Annotated in this window: 14 protein-coding genes and 1 pseudogene; 8 read left to right on the forward strand and 7 right to left on the reverse strand. The window is 66.8% G+C overall.

Features of this window, described 5'->3' with window-relative positions; genetic code table 11:
• Nucleotides 1–4 precede the first annotated feature (4 nt).
• From CH274_RS02235 to atzF, 4 genes are read left to right on the forward strand one after another with little or no spacing between them, the layout of a single operon-like run.
• Complete coding sequence (locus tag CH274_RS02235; RefSeq protein WP_094656620.1) at nt 5–793, forward strand: urea amidolyase associated protein UAAP1; 789 nt, start codon at nt 5–7, stop codon at nt 791–793.
• Nucleotides 775–1,419 carry an urea amidolyase associated protein UAAP2 gene (locus tag CH274_RS02240; RefSeq protein WP_094656621.1) on the forward strand — a complete coding sequence of 215 codons (645 nt, stop codon included), beginning with the start codon at nt 775–777 and terminating at the stop codon, nt 1,417–1,419. The genes CH274_RS02235 and CH274_RS02240 overlap by 19 nt, the downstream gene beginning before the upstream one ends.
• Nucleotides 1,416–3,428, forward strand: a complete 2,013-nt coding sequence (locus CH274_RS02245) for a 5-oxoprolinase/urea amidolyase family protein (protein WP_094656622.1) — start codon at nt 1,416–1,418, stop codon at nt 3,426–3,428. The genes CH274_RS02240 and CH274_RS02245 overlap by 4 nt, the downstream gene beginning before the upstream one ends.
• The gene (atzF, locus tag CH274_RS02250; RefSeq protein ID WP_094656623.1) at nt 3,418–5,178 is read left to right on the forward strand and encodes an allophanate hydrolase; all 1,761 of its coding nucleotides are present in this window, start codon (nt 3,418–3,420) and stop codon (nt 5,176–5,178) included. Before CH274_RS02245 ends, atzF begins: the two co-directional genes overlap by 11 nt.
• Here atzF and CH274_RS02255 read toward each other — a convergent pair.
• Nucleotides 5,103–5,744, reverse strand: a complete 642-nt coding sequence (locus CH274_RS02255) for a LysE family translocator (protein WP_032396867.1) — start codon at nt 5,742–5,744, stop codon at nt 5,103–5,105. The genes atzF and CH274_RS02255 overlap by 76 nt on opposite strands.
• A gap of 60 nt (nt 5,745–5,804) precedes the next feature.
• Nucleotides 5,805–6,584, reverse strand: a complete 780-nt coding sequence (locus tag CH274_RS02260) for an SGNH/GDSL hydrolase family protein (RefSeq protein WP_256993455.1) — start codon at nt 6,582–6,584, stop codon at nt 5,805–5,807.
• 385 nt (nt 6,585–6,969) lie between these two features.
• Here CH274_RS02260 and CH274_RS29050 point away from each other — a divergent pair, with 385 nt between their 5' ends.
• Entirely contained in the window at nt 6,970–7,137 is a 168-nt protein-coding gene (locus tag CH274_RS29050; protein ID WP_176459194.1) for a hypothetical protein, read from the forward strand.
• Here CH274_RS29050 and CH274_RS02265 read toward each other — a convergent pair.
• Entirely contained in the window at nt 7,134–7,349 is a 216-nt protein-coding gene (locus tag CH274_RS02265) for a hypothetical protein (protein ID WP_143546515.1), read from the reverse strand. The two genes, CH274_RS29050 and CH274_RS02265, sit on opposite strands and share 4 nt — an antisense overlap.
• Before the next feature lie 264 nt (nt 7,350–7,613).
• On the opposite strand from CH274_RS02265, the gene CH274_RS02270 reads away from it, so the two are divergent.
• Nucleotides 7,614–8,588, forward strand: coding sequence for an NAD(P)/FAD-dependent oxidoreductase (locus CH274_RS02270; RefSeq protein ID WP_094656626.1), 975 nt, complete (start codon nt 7,614–7,616; stop codon nt 8,586–8,588).
• Nucleotides 8,589–8,680: 92 nt separating this feature from the next.
• On the opposite strand, the pseudogene CH274_RS02275 reads toward CH274_RS02270, so the two are convergent.
• Nucleotides 8,681–9,015, reverse strand: a pseudogene (locus CH274_RS02275) (Clp protease N-terminal domain-containing protein); the annotation flags it as partial.
• A 126-nt stretch (nt 9,016–9,141) separates the two neighbouring features.
• Between CH274_RS02275 and CH274_RS02280 the strand changes: the two are divergent.
• Nucleotides 9,142–11,373, forward strand: a complete 2,232-nt coding sequence (locus tag CH274_RS02280; protein WP_094656627.1) for a putative bifunctional diguanylate cyclase/phosphodiesterase — start codon at nt 9,142–9,144, stop codon at nt 11,371–11,373.
• A 21-nt stretch (nt 11,374–11,394) separates the two neighbouring features.
• Nucleotides 11,395–13,326 carry a gamma-glutamyltransferase gene (gene ggt, locus CH274_RS02285; protein ID WP_094656628.1) on the forward strand — a complete coding sequence of 644 codons (1,932 nt, stop codon included), beginning with the start codon at nt 11,395–11,397 and terminating at the stop codon, nt 13,324–13,326.
• Between the two features lie 19 nt (nt 13,327–13,345).
• Here the strand turns inward: ggt and CH274_RS02290 are convergent, their stop codons facing one another.
• Genes CH274_RS02290 through CH274_RS02300 form a run of 3 tightly spaced genes read right to left on the reverse strand, consistent with a single transcriptional unit; the run spans nt 13,346 to nt 17,113 of the window.
• Nucleotides 13,346–14,023 (reverse strand): response regulator, encoded by a 678-nt coding sequence (locus CH274_RS02290; RefSeq protein WP_032396871.1) that lies wholly within the window; start codon nt 14,021–14,023, stop codon nt 13,346–13,348.
• Nucleotides 14,020–16,473 (reverse strand): sensor histidine kinase, encoded by a 2,454-nt coding sequence (locus tag CH274_RS02295; RefSeq protein WP_094656629.1) that lies wholly within the window; start codon nt 16,471–16,473, stop codon nt 14,020–14,022. The genes CH274_RS02290 and CH274_RS02295 overlap by 4 nt, the downstream gene beginning before the upstream one ends.
• A complete protein-coding gene (locus CH274_RS02300) occupies nt 16,457–17,113 on the reverse strand; it encodes a potassium-transporting ATPase subunit C (protein WP_094629095.1) in 657 nt (218 codons plus the stop codon). Before CH274_RS02300 ends, CH274_RS02295 begins: the two co-directional genes overlap by 17 nt.
• Between the last annotated feature and the right edge of the window lies 1 nt (nt 17,114).

The raw sequence follows: 17,114 nt of genomic DNA on the forward strand, positions 1-17,114 counted from the left end.
CACCATGAGCACGGCAACCGCAACCACCCACTCGGCCAAGGAACACGCACGCTCCCAGGCCACCGTCGCGCCTGCACCCACTGCGCCGGAGGGCATCTCGGAACTCACCTGGGCCGAATCGGTCCCCGGCGGAAGCTACACCACCAAGGTCCTCGCTCGCGGAACCCGGCTGCGCCTCGTCGACGTGAACGGTGACGCCTGCGCCAATCTGCTGCTGTACCGCGCCGACGCACCATGGGAACGGCTCAACACCGCCGACACCGTCAAGGTGCCGTGGCAGGCGTATCTGAGCTCGGGTCATCCCCTGCTCTCGGACCAGGGCCGTGTTCTGGCCACCGTCGTCGGAGACACCTCCGGCCGCCACGACGCACTGTGCGGCACCACCTCGACCGCTACCAATGTCGCCAAATACGGAGACAGCGGACCACATTCGTCGGCTCCGGCCGGTCGAGAACTGTTCACCCTCGCCGCGGCCAAGCACGGACTCGAACCGCGGGACGTCGCGCCGTCCCTGTCGTTCTTCCACGGCGTCACCGTCGCCGCCGACGGCGCTCTGGTCAGCACCGGATCCGCAGGAGCGGGCAAGTCGGTGGATCTGCTGATCCACCTGCCGGTGATCGTGTTGCTCGCCAACACCGCTCACCCACTCGATCCGAGGTCCGAATTCCCCACCACCGCCCTCGACGTGTTGGCCTGGCGGGCACCCGAGGAGCTGCTCACGCTCGACAACACCGAACCCGAATACCTACGCGCAGTGCAGAACACCGAGGACGCATGGAAGGCAGCACAGTGACCACCAGTGCAGTGATCGTGAAAGACGAGATCGCCCCCGCATTCGGTCCGTGGTCCGCGGTCGTCGAAGCCGGTGACATCCTGACGATCGTCGACCTGTACGGCAATCAAGCCGTCGACACTCTGCTGTACAGCGCGCACGATCGTTCCATCCGATACTCCGCCGCCGCGACGGTCTCCGCGCAACAGAACCTGTTCCTCACCACCGGTTCCGTTCTGCGCAGCGATGACTCGACGCCGCTGATGACGATCGTGGACGACGAGGTCGGCAACCACGACACCGTCGGCGGAGCGTGTTCCAAGGAATCGAACACCCTGCGCTACGGCCACCACACTCAGCACCAGCACGCCTGCGTCGAGAACTTCCTGATCGAAGGATCCAAGTGGGGCCTCGGCAAGCGAGATCTGGCACCCAACATCAACTTCTTCATGAACGTGCCCGTCGACGCCGACGGGACCCTCGGCATCGTCGACGGTCTCTCGGCTCCCGGGAAGAAACTCTCACTGCGTGCCGAGATCGACACCCTCGTGCTCGTCTCCAATTGCCCACAGATCAACAACCCCTGCAACGGATTCGACCCCACTGCGGTCCGGATGATCGTGACGCGAGAGTCGGCGGGGGCATGAACGCGACCAAGATGACAGTCCACCGGCCGGGAATGCTCACCACGGTGCAGGACTGGCCGGGCCGCATCGGGTACTGGAAGGTGGGCGTACCGCCATCGGGACCGATGGACGACCTGTCGTTCCGGCTCGGCAACGTCGCCCTGGGCAACCCCGAGGGCACTCCGGGACTCGAATCCACCATGGCCGGGCCGGCATTGACGTTCGATGCCGACACCTACGTCTGCGTCACCGGTGCCGCGGTACCGGTGCGCATCGACGGCCGCGCGGCCCCACAGTGGAAGCCGGTCCTGGTACCCGCCGGTGCCACCCTCGACGTCGGCACCACCACCGGTTCGGGTCTGCGGGTCTACGTGCTCGTCCAGGGCGGCTTCGATGTCGACGACTACCTCGGCAGTGCAGCGACGTTCACACTCGGCAAGTTCGGCGGACATCGCGGCGGCGTGCTCGGCGAGGGCGACGTCATCGCACTGGCCGGCCGCTCCGACAACCCCGCCGTTCTCGGTCCGATTCCCATGGAACACCTGCCGGTGCTGACGTCGAGCTGGGACATCGCCGTCACCGAGGGCCCACACGGCGCACCGGAGTTCTTCACCCGCGACGACATCGACACCCTCTACGCCACCCGCTACGAGGTGCACTTCAACTCCGATCGCACCGGAGTCCGACTGATCGGACCGAGGCCACAGTGGGCTCGGCCCGACGGCGGCGAGGCCGGACTGCACCCGTCGAACATCCACGACAACGCCTACAGCGTCGGGGCGTTGGACTTCACCGGCGATACCCCGATCCTGCTCGGACCCGACGGTCCGAGCCTGGGCGGCTTCGTCTGCCCCGTCACCGTCGTGGCCGCCGAACGCTGGAAGCTCGGTCAACTGAGGCCGGGCGACACCATCCGATTCGTGCCCGTGAAGGCCGCGTCCACGGCGCCGCTGGGTTCACTCGGTCTCGCTCGCCGCGCGTCTCTGCCCGCGGTGTTCTCCGCAGGCGGCGACGGCGACGACGGAGTGATCGCTCGACGCGACGCCGATACGTGCGTCACCTACCGTCGCTCGGGCGACGACAACGTGCTCGTGGAGTACGGCGACATGAAACTCGATCTGGCCCTGCGCGCCCGGGTGCACGCCCTCCATCAGCGCGTCGAGGCCCTCGCGCCCCGTGGCCTGGTTGACCTGACTCCCGGGATCCGCTCGTTGCAGGTGAAGGTGAATCCCGATGTGCTGTCCATCGATTCGTTGATGGGTCTGCTGTCCGAGGTCGAGAACGAACTACCCGCGGCCTCGGAGCTCGTGGTCCCCAGCCGCCAGGTTCGGCTGCCGCTCTCGTGGGACGACCCCTCGACCCGCGAGGCCATCCAGCGCTACATGCACGGTGTGCGCGCCGACGCCCCGTGGTGCCCCTGGAACATCGAATTCATCCGGCGGATGAACGGACTCGATTCGGTGGCAGAGGTGTTCGACACCGTCTTCGCCGCCGACTACATGGTCCTCGGTCTCGGTGACGTGTACCTGGGCGCACCGGTGGCGACACCGTTGGATCCGCGGCACCGACTGGTGACGACCAAGTACAACCCGGCGCGCACGTGGACGCCGGAGAACGCCGTCGGTATCGGCGGAGCGTACCTGTGCATCTACGGCATGGAAGGTCCCGGCGGCTACCAGTTCGTCGGACGAACCACGCAGGTGTGGAACCACAGTGCCGCCTACAGCGGCGGACCGTTCGAGGAAGGCACCCCGTGGCTGCTCCGGTTCTTCGACCGAATCTCCTGGTACCCGGTCGAACCCGAGGAACTGATGGACCTGCGCGCAGATCTGGCGGCCGGCCGCGGCGGCGGAGTGCAGATCACCGACGGTGAGTTCTCCCTCGCCGAGCACGAGAACTTCCTGGACACCAACGCGGACTCCATCGCCGAGTTCCGCGCGACGCAGGCCGTCGCCTTCGGTGCCGAACGCGACGCATGGTCGGCAGCAGGCGAATTCGATACGACGAAAGGCAGGACCGATGCAGCCTGAGGTACGAGAACGAGTTCTGCAGGCATACAAGCGAATTGCCGAGGTCGATCGGCCGGAGGTGTGGATCACCCTGCGTGACGAGGACGACGTGCTGGCCGAGGCCGTCGCCCTCGACGAGGCGGTCGCGGCCGGTGCGGATCTACCGCTCGCCGGAGTACTCGTCGCAGTCAAGGACAACATCGACGTCGCCGGCCTGCCCACCACCGCAGCATGCCCCGAATTCGCCTACACACCCGGCATTTCCGCCGTCGCCGTCGAGCGACTGACGAGCCAGGGCGCACTGGTGCTCGGCAAGACCAACCTGGACCAGTTCGCCACCGGACTGGTCGGCACCCGCAGCCCCTACGGCGCGGTCCGCTGCGCCTGGGATCCGACACTGATCTCGGGAGGCTCGAGCTCCGGTTCCGCCGTCGCGGTGGCACTGGGCATCGCGGACATCGGAATCGGCACCGACACGGCCGGATCGGGTCGAGTGCCCGCAGCCTTCCATGGCCTGGTGGGCATCAAGAGCTCACTGGGTATCGTGCCGAACACCGGCGTCGTGCCCGCCTGCGCCGACTACGACTGCGTCACAGTTCTCGCGCGCGATCTGGACAGTGCCACTGCGGCGATGAAAGTCATGACCGGGCCCACCGCCACCGATCCACGCAGCCGGGCCTGGCCTTCCGACGTACGGCTCGCCGCGTCCCCGCAGTCCCGCGTCGCCGTCCCACGAGGTGAGGATCTGACATCGCTGAGTCCGGCGTACCGTCGGGCATTCGAGGCGACGGTGGCCGGCCTGGCAGAGAAGGGTATTGCCCACGCCGAGGTCGACATCTCGACGCTGCTGGACGCGGCAACACTGCTGTACGACGGAGCGATTGTGGCCCAGCGGTATTCGGCCGTCGGAGAGTTCCTCGACACCGCGCCTGCCGGTGCCGATCCCACGGTGTCCGCGATCGTTCGCTCGGCGGCAACGCCGTCCGCACACCGGTACGTCGACGATCTCGCCGCTCTCGCCGGAGCCGAGACCGCGGCCCGCGCACTCCTGAACGGGTTCGACGGCCTGCTGTTGCCCACCACCACCGAGCATCCGAGCATCGCTGCGGTGCAATCGGATCCGGTCGGCATCAACCGACGCCTCGGTACGTTCACCAACTTCTGCAATCTGCTCGACATGGCCGCGGTGGCCGTTCCCGGAGCCTCGACGCACGACGGCAACCCGTTCGGCGTCATGGTCGTGGTGCCGGCATTCGAGGATCAGATCGCGATCGACCTCGCTGCACAGCTGAGCGGCGTCGCGTCACCCTCGCTGATCGACGACGGTATCGAGGTGTTGGCCGTCGGAGCGCACCTGCGCGGCTTTCCCGTGCACCACCAGCTGACCGATCGCGGTGCACGCTTCATCGGCGAGGTGACGACCACGGCGGACTACCGACTCGTGGATCTGCACACCACCCCGCCCAAGCCCGGTCTCGTGCGGCGTGCGGGCCACGGCGCTCCCATCTCGGGAGAGTTGTATCGCATGTCCGCCGCCGCCCTCGGAACGTTCCTCGCGGGATTGCCCGCGCCGATGGGTCTGGGTCCGGTCGAGTTGTCCGACGGTCGCTGGGTCACCGGATTCTGCTGCGCGCACGACGCAGCCGAGAACGGCACCGACATCACCGAATTCGGCGGCTGGCGCGCATACAGGGCTCAAGCCGGGACCGGTCTGCCTCCGTCGGTCGCCACGCGCACGGCGAGCAGTCCGAGTACCGTGCCCATGACGTAGCGCTGGACCCTCAGCCACGTGGGCCGAACGGCCAGGAACTGAGCGATCGATCCGGCCAGCACCACGATCGCCAGATTGACCGCTACTGCCACGGCGATCTGTACGCCACCGAGCGTGAATCCCTGCAGCAGAAGGTGTCCGGCCGCGGGATCGACGAACTGCGGGATGACCGAGATGTACATGATCGCGATCTTCGGGTTCAGCAGGTTGGTCACCAACCCCATCGTGAACAGCCGACGGGTCGAATCCTGTTGCAGCTCGGTCGGTTCGAAGGCCGACACCGAACCGCGCAGCGCCTGCACAGCCAACCAGGCGAGGTAGGCGGCACCGGCGAGCTTGACCGCGGTGTACAACGCAGGCACGGCCGAGAAGACCGCTGCCAAGCCGAGATTGGTGGCGGTGAGATAGACCAGGAAACCGAGCGCGACGCCGGCCAACGACACCAGTCCCGCCCGCTTCCCTTGCGAGATGCTCCGCGAGACGAGGTAGATCATGTTGGGCCCCGGGGTCAGAACCAACGCGAGAGCCACGGCGAACACTCCGACAACAGCAGAAATCGAGACCATGCGGACAACTCTTCACGCCGACGTACCGACCGAGAAGAGCCAGTTACGGTGTCGTGGTCTCTATCCGGCACGCACGAGGGTGGCCACCCCGTCGGCGATCGCTGCCATCCCGGCTGCCGTCGGGTGCAACGGTGCCGCGGGATTCTGCGGGACGACCCCCTCGAAGTACCGCTGATCGGGGGCCACGCACACGTCGTGGCCGACACTCAGCGCCTCGGTGTCGACGAACTCGGCACCGTGCTCTTCGGCCTGGGTCCGCAGGGCCTCGTTCATCGCGGTGATGCTGCCCTGGATGTAGTCGGCGTCCTCGGGGAGCATCGGTTGGGTGGGGAAGCAGCCGCCGTCCGGCAGGTAGGTGCCGTAGCCGACCACGAGAATCCGCGCATCGGGCGCACGCTCGGCCACCGCGTCGAGCATCGCACCCCAGCTCGGTGCGCTGTCGGCGATCGCCGCGGCCACGGTGTCGACGCCGCCTGCGGTGAGGCGGTCCCTGCAGACGTTGGTGGCCGAGGTGTCCGCGAACGTCAGGCACTGCACGGCCGTCGAGACCAGCCCGATGTCGTTACCGCCGATCGTGACGGTCACCAGATCGGTGTCCGGGCTCAGTGCATCGAGTTGCACCGGTACCTCACCGCTGGACGTGCCCTGCGGAGTGGAGACGATGTTCTCGGTGACGGCACCCGAGCAGGTGACGTCGACGAAGGAGCCCACGGCCAATTCCTCGGCGAGCACGTGCGGATAGTTGGCGTCGGACTGCTGACAACCCGGTGCGCCGACCTGGTCGGGGATCCGTGGGCCGGACGCGGCCGAATCACCCAACGCGACGTAGTTCACCGGCACCGCCGCATCGGACGACCCAGCGGATGCTTCCGACGATCCAGCGGGCGCTTGCGATACCGGTGAATTCGAGGAGCAGCCCGCCAGTACGCAGGCCGACACAGCAAGACCGACGATAATTCCCTGGCTCCTCACAGCTTCGACGCTACAGCTGCCGGTAATCTCGACCGGGTTGTCCGGGACATACAGTCCATCGCATCGAACAGAGGAATTACATGATCACCGCGTTCATCAACCAGATCCTCAGCGGCTTCGGCTCCATTTCCGCTGGTAGCAGCGGCTTCGAGCTGGCACCGGGAACGCTGCCCTTCGGGCTGTAGAGACCACCGGAACGCTCGCCCGCGCGGGGCCGACGATTGTTTCGGTGCCGCGCGGGTACCCCCGCATCATGACTACCCAGAACGACGACCAGAAGAACGCCGACACTGCCCCCGAGGCAAAACCGGATGTGACGTCCGATCCGGCCGCAGCGGCCGAGGACAACGATTGGTCGAGCGAAGGCGGAGCCGTCGAAACCGGTCCGGCAACCGACGACGAGCGAACCGCAGGCAACTAGCCGATCAGACGGCGGGGAGCGGCCCGCAGCGTGCGAACGTCGCCGTCGGCAACGATGTGTTGCACCGTCTCGCCTCGGGTGCGCATCGACTCGTCGACGGCGAAGTTCACGCGAGCATCGCCGAGCCAATCGACGCCGACGACGATTCCCACGGTTCCCTTCGGGATTCCGCTGCGCCACCGCACGTGGCCCAGATTGCGGACCGTGATCACGGTCTCTCCGATCTCGAAGTGCCCCATACGCCCCCCCGGCTCGATTCTTGCCGACCAGTAGACCTCGAGCGAACACCCTGTTCAAGCGGTGCATCCGCGCTTATATCGACCTCTCACAGCCTCGACGCCAGTCGGCACGATCACAATCCGGCGATGTACCGATTTCGGGCGATCTTTCACGCCGAGCGGTATTTTTTGGTTTCATCATTTGCCGCTATGGCAATATTTCTTGCCAACCAACAGCCTCGGTCGGACACTGTCCAGATGACTACAGACACCGATCGACACACTCCGGTCGACGCGATCATCATCGGCGGCGGAGTCGCCGGACTCAGCGCCGCCGTGGCTCTCGGCCGTTCCCGACGCTCCGTTGCCATCGTCGACGCGGGCGATCCCCGCAACGCTCCGGCAGCGCATTCCCACAACTACCTCACCCGCGACGGGGAGTCGCCTCTCGAGCTGGTTCGACTCGGCCGAGACGAGGCGCGGCACTACGGCGCGCGCATCGTCGAGGGCATCGCGACGTCCGCGAATCGCACCGACACCGGGTTCGAGGTGAGTCTCGCCGACGGTTCCGTCGTCCGCGGCCGCCGCCTCCTGGTCACCACCGGTCTCACCGATGTCCTGCCCGACATACCCGGCCTGGCCGGTCGCTGGGGGCGCGACGTGTTGCACTGCCCGTACTGCCATGGCTGGGAGGTACGCGATCGCAGGATCGGCATCATCGGCAGCGCCATGGTCGGGCACCAGGCCCAGATGTGGCGTCAGCTCACCGAGCACGTCACCGTGTTCGCGCACACGGCAACGGAATTGGCGCAGGCAGATCTCGAGCGACTTGCCGCCCGTGGCATCGAGGTGGTCGACGAGGAGATCGCTCGGGTCGATGTCGACAACGACGCCATCGTCGGAGTGACCCTCGCGAGCGGCACGCAGATCCGGCTGGACGCGCTGGTCGTGGGCCCCAACTTCACCTCCCGCGCAGACATCCTGGTGTCGCTCGGGATCGGCACGACCGAGATGGTCATGAACGATCACGTCCTCGGCACGTATGTCGAGGCCGATCCCGTCGGTGCCACATCGGTGCCCGGGGTGTGGGTTGCAGGCAACGTGGCCGCGCCGATGGACACCGTGGTGGCGGCGTCCGCGGCCGGAGTCAAGGCAGGTGCCGCGATCAACGGTGACCTGATCGAGGAAGAGGTCCGCATCGCCGTCGAACGAGCGAAGGCCATCGCTTCCTAGCTACCGAGGGCCGCCACCAGGCCCTCCTCGATCGCCCGCTTGCGAACTCCGAGCTCGGCGAGGTTGGCGTCCTGATCCCGCGTCGAACGGGATAGTTTCACGGCCACTGCCTCGGGTTCACCGAGCAGGCCGAGAATCAGGTGCCCGGTCGTGATTCGGTCGTTCGCTGCGGCCCGCGCCTCGTTCTGCGCGCCGACGACCACGTTGCGAGCCCTCGGGGTGAAGCGCGAGAAACCCTGATCGGCATCGAAATCGGCGGGATCGTCGCCCCCTTGGCGACGAAGCGCTTCTGCACCGCCTGCTTGCCGACCCCCATGAACGCACCGATGGCAGTCCAGGACGCCCCGGAGCGACGCGCTCGGTCGACGAAATGTCCGATCAGGTGATCGGCAACCTCACCGAGGGCCGGTGAAAGCACAACATCTGTTGAAGTTCTTCGCCCGCCAGGTCCGACTTCGTACCCGAACACGCTGCGCAAAGACGTATATTCACCGATGAAGGTGCCGCGAACAGCCATGCGAACGCCACGCGCGAGAAGGAAGTAGGTCCTTCGATGAACACGAAGGTCGCTGCGCCCTTCGCCATGCACACCAAACGGGTCGCCGGACTGGTGGCAGTGGTCGTCGTCGCGAGCACCGTCTTCGTTCTCGGCGACGCCGGAGTGCGGGCCGGTGTCCTCGCGACCGTCGCCGTCGGTTCGGTACTGGCCATCAGCGCCGCGATCCGTCGATACCGTCCCGACGACTCGCGCTGTTGGTGGGCACTGTTCGGCGCCTCGGTGCTGTTCATGTTCGGGGTCTCGCTGCGCAGCGATCCCACCGCACTGAGTCATTCGTTCCCGCTGCTGCCGGATCTGTTCACACTGACCGGGTACGCACTCGTCGGGTACGCACTCTCGCGGTGGATCCGAGATCGTCAGTCGATCGACGACATCACTCCGCTCGTCGACGCCGGCCTGATCTTTCTCGGCACCCTGTTCCTGTCGTGGTTGCTGTTCATCTCCCCGGCCCTCGAATCTCCTCGTTCATCGGCATCGACGGTGGTCAACGGTTTGTATCCGGCGATCGACGCAGCGCTGATCACCTTGACCACCTACCTGCTGTTCTCGTCCAAGCCCCGTACCGTTGCGCTGCAGTGGGCCCTGATCGCACTCGTCGCGACACTGGTCGGCGACGTCTCGTACGCCTTCGCGGCCACCACCGACGACGCACCGTCCTCGGGATTGCTCGACGGCATCTACCTCTTCGCGTATCTCTCCCTGGCGATGGCCGCCCTCGATCCGTCGATGCGCACCGTCTCGCAGCGGCAGACTCCTGCACCGGCGCACAGCAGCCGCCGCGTCGTGTTCGTGGTGACGCTGCTGGTCGTCTGCGCCACGGTGCCGCTGCTGGGCTCGGCAGTGTCCACCGGAGATCTGATCGTCCGGTCCCTGTTGCTCGCATCGATCCTGGTGGGCGCATTCCTACGCGGCGAGCGTGCGCTGACCCGAGTGCAGGTCGGCGAGGAGCACGCGAAGTACCTGGCCGCTCACGACCTGTTGACCGGCCTACCGAACCGCACGATGCTCGACGAGGAGTTCACCCGGCTCGAGCGGACCCAGACTCCGGGACGCACGTGCGTCCTGTTCGTCGACCTCGACAACTTCAAGATGGTCAACGACTCGTACGGCCACCGCGTCGGCGACGAACTCATCGTCGCCGCAGCGGGACGCATCCGCGCCGCAGTCGGTGCCACCGACACCGTGGTCAGGTACGCCGGTGACGAGTTCGTCGTGCTGACCCGCCGCGATCGCGGTGGAGCGGAAGCGTTGGCCCGACGCATCATCGATCGGACGAACGAGCCGTTCCCCCTGAGCGCCGCGACGGCATACGTCACGGCCTCGGTGGGAATCGCAGACGCGGACCGATTGCACGACGCCATCCGCGAGGCCGACACCGCGATGTATCACGCCAAATCGCTCGGTGCGGCGCGGTACGCGTTCTTCGACGAGTCGCTGCGTGCGCGAGCGACGTCCGCGATCGAGACCGCCACCGCATTGCGCGGCGCGATCAGACGCGGCGAGCTCGAGGTGTACTACCAGCCGATCATCGAGACCACCTCGCGTACCACCGTCGTCTACGAGGCACTCGTGCGCTGGAACTGGCAGGGGCGAGTGCGCACCCCCAACGAGTTCATCCCGATCGCCGAATCGACCAATCTCATCAAGGAGATCGGCGAATGGGTGCTGCGCACCTCGATTTCGGATCTGGTGACACTGCGTTCCAACGGGCAGAAAGTCACCATGTCGGTGAACGTGTCCCCGCTGCAGCTTCGAGACGATTCGTTGCCGGTCATCGTCGCCCGACTGCTCGACACGTACGGCCTCCACGGAGCAGATCTGGCCCTCGAGATCACCGAGAGCGTCCTGATCGACGACATGGGCACGGCGAAGAGCGTTCTCGACCGACTCGCCGCGATGGGTGTGCTCATCGTTCTCGACGACTTCGGTATCGGCTACTCCTCGCTGAGCAGGCTGCGCGCGATGCCGATCGCGCTACTGAAGATCGACAAGTCCTTCGTTCACGAGATCGGCAGTTCGGAATCGGACACTCAGCTGATTCGCGCCATCGTAGCCATGGCGTCGGCGCTGCCGGTGGCCACGGTGGCCGAGGGCGTCGAGACCGAGGAGCAGGCTGCGATCATCGAGGCTCTCGAATGCCGCTTCGCGCAGGGCTTTCTGTTCGGTAGACCTGCACCCGTCGCACACTGGCTTCTCGAATCCGCCGAGACCCGTCCCGGCAGGTGATCCGGATGTTAGCGTCGGGCGGTGTCTGCAATAGGAGTGCACCGCTCGACTGTCCTTGCCTGTGCCCTGCTGCTGGTGCCGCTCGCCGCGTGCAGTAGCGGCGAGAGCACCGATCCCGACTCCGCGGCCGAGAACAGCTGTGTCCTCGGTGCCAGTGGAGGTACGCCTGTGAACTCGACGCCGAGCGCGAGTTCGGGCGACATCTCCACCAATCCCGAAGTGGCGACCGGGTATCGATCGAACATGAGCCCGGTGGAGACGCCTTCGTACTCCGTCTCGACGGCCAACCCGGTCTCCACCGAGGCCGCGTGTGCGGTTCTGCGCGACGGCGGCACCGCGGCCGACGCCCTGATCGTTGCGCAGACCGTGCTCGGCCTCGTCGAGCCGCAGTCCTCCGGCATCGGCGGCGGAGCCTTCCTGATGTACTACGACGCGGCCACCGGTGAAGTACAGAGTTACGACGGCCGCGAGACCGCTCCGATGAGTGCCACCGGGGACTATCTGCGGTATATCGACGACGTCAATCGCTCTCTGCCGCAACCCGATGCCCGTTCCAGTGGGCGGTCGATCGGCGTTCCTGGAGTGCTGCGCATGCTCGAGCAGGCCCACGACGACCACGGGACCAAGCAGTGGGGCGACCTGTTTCAGCCCGCAATCGGTCTCGCCGACAACGGAATCGAGATCAGCCCGCGCATGGCGTCCTCCATTGCCGACTCGGCACCGAAGCTCGCCCTCGATCCCGCGTCCAAGGAGTACTTCCTGCAGCCGGACGGCACCGGCAAGCCGGCCGGGACGGTTCTGAACAACCCGGCGATGTCGAAGACGCTCTCCGCCATCGCAACCGGCGGTGCCGACGCCTTCTATACCGGTGACATCGCGCAGGCCATCGTCGATGCGACCGCCGACACCACCGCTGGCCGTACCCCCGGACAGATCACGCTGGAGGATCTCGCCGCGTACGAGCCCAAGACCCGTACGGCCGTGTGTACCGACTACCGCGATCACGACATCTGCGGAATGCCCGGCCCGTCCTCGGGCGGTATCGCGGTGGCGTCGACGATGGGCATCCTGTCGAACTTCGATCTGGCGCAGTACGCGCCGACGGGGATGGACGCCAACGGCGGAACCCCGACGGCCGAGGGCGTGCACCTGATCGCCGAGGCCGAGCGCCTCGCCTACGCCGATCGTGACAAGTACGTCGCCGATCCTGACTTCGTTCCGCTGCCCGGTGGGTCGCCCGATGCACTGCTCGATCCCGAATACCTCAGCGAGCGAGCAGGACTGATCGACGAGGGCAGGTCCATGGGCACAGCGCAGCCCGGCGACTTCGGCCCGGTGCAGTTCGCCTCGTCCACCGATCCCGAGTACGGCACCAGCCACATCTCCGTCGTCGACAGCCAGGGCAACGCGGCCTCGATGACGACGACCGTCGAGTCGGCCTTCGGCTCGTTCCACATGGTCGACGGCTTCCTGCTCAACAATCAGCTCACCGACTTCGCGGCATCACCGGTGGCCGAGGACGGCACGCCGGTGGCCAACCGCGTCGAGCCGGGCAAGCGTCCGCGCAGCTCGATGGCTCCGACGCTGGTCTTCGACCGGGGCGACGACGGTGCGCGCGGCGATCTGGTGCTCGTCGCCGGCTCTCCCGGTGGTTCGGTGATCATCCAGTTCGTCGTCAAAACATTGGTGGGACTGCTCGATTGGGGCATGGATCCGCAGCAGGCGGTGTCGATGGTCGACTTCGGTGCGGCCAACACACCGTCGACCAATTACGGCGGCGAACACCCGAACGTCTCGGGCGAGAACGATCCCGTGGTCGCGGCGCTCCGCGAGATGGGCCACCAGGTGTCGGTCGCAGACCAGTCCAGTGGACTGAGCGCGCTACAGCGAACCGACGGTGGCTGGATCGGTGGAGCCGACCCCCGCCGCGAGGGTGAGGTACTCGGCGGATAGCCGCGAGCGCGGGTAGCGCTCAGGGCACGAATCGGTAACCCATACCGGTTTCGGTGATGAGGTGCACCGGGGAGGCCGGGTCACGTTCGAGTTTCTGTCGCAGTTGGCCGAGATAGATTCGTAGATAGTGTGTTTCGCGCTCGTGGCCGGGTCCCCATACGGTGCGCAGGATGTCCTTCTGCGACACCAGCTTGCCCTCGTTGCGTACCAGCAGTTCGAGTACACCCCACTCGGTGCGGGTCAGGTGCACGTTCGCACCATCTCGCACAACGGTTTTGGTAGCGAGATCGACGGTGAAGTCCGCGGTGACGACGACGGGGTCGGCGACGGAGTGCGGTCCGCGGCGCAGTGCTGCGCGCAATCGGGCCAGCAGCTCGTCCATGCCGAAGGGCTTGGTGACGAAGTCGTCGGCACCGGCGTCGAGCGCTTCGACGGTATCTGCGGAATCGGTGCGCGCCGAGAGCACCAGGATCGGTACGTCGCTCCAGCCGCGCAGCCCGGCGATCACGTCGATTCCGTCGATGTCGGGCAGTCCGAGGTCGAGAATCACGATGTCCGGGTGGAAGTTCGCGGCCACCCGCAGCGCCTCACCGCCGCTCGCCGCGCTGACCACCTCGAACCCACGCACATTGAGATTGATTCGCAACGCCCGCACGATCTGCGGCTCGTCGTCGACGACGAGCACCCGCACCTTCACCTGCCCGCCGCCTTCAACTCGACCGTCATCGTCAGCCCGCCGCCGACGGTGTTCGATGCCGTGACGGTACCGCCCATCGCACGCACGAATCCCCGCACCACCGACAATCCGAGCCCGACGCCCACCGAGTTGTCCCGATCACCGAGACGTTGGAACGCGTCGAACATCGTGTCCTCGGCACCCTCGGCGATGCCGGGTCCGTGGTCGGCGACGGAGATACTGGCCCACTCACCGTGTGCGGCGGCACTGACGGTGATGTCGCCGACGGGGGCGTAGCGGGCACTGTTGTTCACCAGATTCGCGAGCACCCGTTCGAGCAGGCCCGGGTCGGCCAGTACCTCCACATCGCCCACCTCGACACGCACTCGGTCGTCCGCTCCGACCAGTGCGCCACCGAGCACGTCGTCGACGAACACCGGACGCAGGCTCGGCTGCACGACGCCTGCCTGAAGCCGCGAGGAATCGAGCAGATTGCTCACCAGAGCGGTCAACTGATCGGCCGATTCGTCGATGGTCGCGAGCAATTCGTCGGTGTCCTCGGGCGAGAACTGAACGTCGGTGCTGCGCAGAGACGAGGATGCCGCCTTCACCGCCGACAGTGGTGTCCGCAGATCGTGGCTGACGGCCGAGAGCAATGCTCGACGCAACGCGTCGGCCTCGGCGAGAGCGTTGGCTCGGCTGGCCTCCTCGGCGAGACGGCCCTGCCGAACCATGCCGGCGGCCTGGTTGGCCACCGCCGCGAGTACTCGCCGATCGTGCGCGTGTGTGCGTTCGCCGACGAGCAACAACGTGAAGTCGCCCGCGTCGACCTCGGTGTCGGCCCCGGCACGATCGACGGGAGCCTGCGCACCTGCGCTACCGACGATGGACCCGGACTGGTTGTCCCACAGAGCCACTCCGCTCTGGCGATACGTTTCGCGGGCGCGTTCGAGCAGGGCGGTCAGGTCGGCTCCGCGCAGCACCGATCCGGCGAACAGCGTCAACAGTTCGGCTTCCTGGGTCGCCCGCCGTGCCTGACGCGTGCGTCGGGCTGCCGCGTCGACGAGGGCAGCGACGGCGACGGCGACGAGGAGCAGCACGACGGTAACAACGAAGTTGTCGGGCTCGGCGATGGTGAGGCTGTATCGGGGGGTGGTGAAGAAGTAGTTGAGCAGGAAGCCCGCGATCAGCGCCGACAGTGCCGCCGGCGCAACCCCTCCCAGCAATGCGACGCACAGCACCACCATGAAGAACAGAGCGCTCTCACCGCTCGAGTCGAAGTCCGGACCGACCGTGCTGAGCACTGCCGCGGCCAGGCAGGGCACCAGAACAGCGGCGACCCACGCCAGAATGCGGCGCCGTCCCGAGTCGACCTGCACCCCCCATCGCCGGGCCTGCTCGGCGTGAGTGACCATGTGCACGTCGATCTTTCCCGAGTTCTGCACCACTGCCGCGCCGATACCCTCGTCCAGGATTCGGGCGGCACGTGACCGTCTCGAGGTGCCGATCACCAGCTGGGTCGCGTTGACACCGCGGGCGAAGTCGAGCAGGGTCGACGGCACGTCGTCGCCGACGACGCTGTGGACGCTGGCCCCGAGACCGGCGGCGAGCTTGCGCACCGAACCCATCTGCGGTGCCGACACACCCATCAGCCCGTCACCGCGGACGATGTGCAGCACCATCAGCTCCGCACTGGACTTCGAGGCGATCCGACTCGCTCGGCGGAGCAGCGTTTCCGATTCCGGTCCTCCGGTCACTGCCACCACCACGCGCTCGCGTGCCTCCCACGTGTCGGTGATGCGATTGTCCTTGCGGTACTTCACCAGTGCCGCGTCGACCTGATCGGCGATCCACAGTAGTGCGAGCTCTCGCAGGGCGGTGAGGTTGCCACCGCGGAAGTAGTTGCTCAGTGCGGCGTCGACCTTCTCGGCGGCGTAGACGTTGCCGTGTCGCAACCTGCTGCGCAGCGCCTCGGGGGTGATGTCGACCAACTCGACCTCGTCGGCGGCTCGAACGACGCTGTCGGGCACCGTCTCCCGTTGCGGCACTCCGGTGATCTGCTGCACCACGTCGTTGAGCGATTCGAGGTGCTGCACGTTGAGGGTGGAGATGACGTCGATGCCCGCGTCGAGCAGTACCTCGACGTCCTGCCACCGCTTGCCGTGCACACTCCCCGGCGTGTTGGTGTGCGCCAGTTCGTCGACGAGCACCACCTGCGGCTGTCGGGCCAGGACGGCGTCGAGGTCCAGTTCCTGCGCCGAGGACCCGCGATAGTCGACGGTCGCCATCGGCAGCACTTCGATGCCGTCGAGTGCGTCTATCGTCCGCGCGCGGCCGTGGGTCTCGACCACCGCGGCCACGACGTCACAACCCCGGCTCCGCAGTCGGTGCGCCTCGCCGAGCATGGCGTAGGTCTTGCCGACGCCGGGTGCCGCGCCGAGGTAGATCCGCAGCTCACCCCTGTCCGCCACAGCCTGTCTCCTCACCCGGCCGGTATGTGTCCCGTAGTGCCAGGTTCAACTCCGGAACGTTCACCGCTTCGGCACCGAGTACACCGTACTGCGGTCCGTGGGTGTACTCGGCGACCAGAGCCTCGACATCGGTCACCGACGCTCCGTTGACCTGCGCCACGCGCGCGACCTGGATGGCCGCATACGCGGGACTGATGTCGGGATCGATACCCGAGCCGGAACCGGTGACGGCGTCGGGCGGTACCGCCGACGGGTCGACGTTCTCGCGGTCGGCGATGGCGACGCGGCGTTGCTCGACGAACGACGCCAGGACCTCGCTGGACGGTCCCTGGTTGGTCGGCAGCGCAGCCGCGGGATCCCCGGGGGCGAACGGGTCGTCGTCCGACACCGACCCGGTGACGCGGGTGTGGAAGTACGGATCCGGCTCTCCCGGAGCGACCTGCGGATCGACGCCGATCAGCGAGCTTCCGACGACGCAGCCTTCGGCGTCGCGCAGCGGCGAACCCTCGGCGGAGTCGGTGCCGATGCGGCTGATGCCCCAGACCACGGCCGGGTAGCCGATGCCGAGAATGACGGTCAATGCCAGCAGCACTGCGAAGCCTGCCACGACCTGGCGGAGAAATCCCTGTACGAAGCGCATG

Source organism: Rhodococcus sp. 06-418-5 (genome assembly GCF_002258285.1).
Taxonomy (GTDB): Bacteria; Actinomycetota; Actinomycetes; order Mycobacteriales; family Mycobacteriaceae; genus Rhodococcoides.

Coding starts and splice junctions, on each gene's coding strand:
- CH274_RS02235 (WP_094656620.1), top strand. CDS start 5: ATGAGCACGGCAACCGCAACCACCCACTCGGCCAAGGAACACGCACGC.
- CH274_RS02280 (WP_094656627.1), top strand. CDS start 9,142: ATGAACACGAAGGTCGCTGCGCCCTTCGCCATGCACACCAAACGGGTC.
- CH274_RS02300 (WP_094629095.1), bottom strand. CDS start 17,113: ATGCGCTTCGTACAGGGATTTCTCCGCCAGGTCGTGGCAGGCTTCGCA.
- CH274_RS02270 (WP_094656626.1), top strand. CDS start 7,614: ATGACTACAGACACCGATCGACACACTCCGGTCGACGCGATCATCATC.
- atzF (WP_094656623.1), top strand. CDS start 3,418: ATGCAGCCTGAGGTACGAGAACGAGTTCTGCAGGCATACAAGCGAATT.
- CH274_RS29050 (WP_176459194.1), top strand. CDS start 6,970: ATGACTACCCAGAACGACGACCAGAAGAACGCCGACACTGCCCCCGAG.
- CH274_RS02255 (WP_032396867.1), bottom strand. CDS start 5,744: ATGGTCTCGATTTCTGCTGTTGTCGGAGTGTTCGCCGTGGCTCTCGCG.
- CH274_RS02245 (WP_094656622.1), top strand. CDS start 1,416: ATGAACGCGACCAAGATGACAGTCCACCGGCCGGGAATGCTCACCACG.
- CH274_RS02240 (WP_094656621.1), top strand. CDS start 775: ATGGAAGGCAGCACAGTGACCACCAGTGCAGTGATCGTGAAAGACGAG.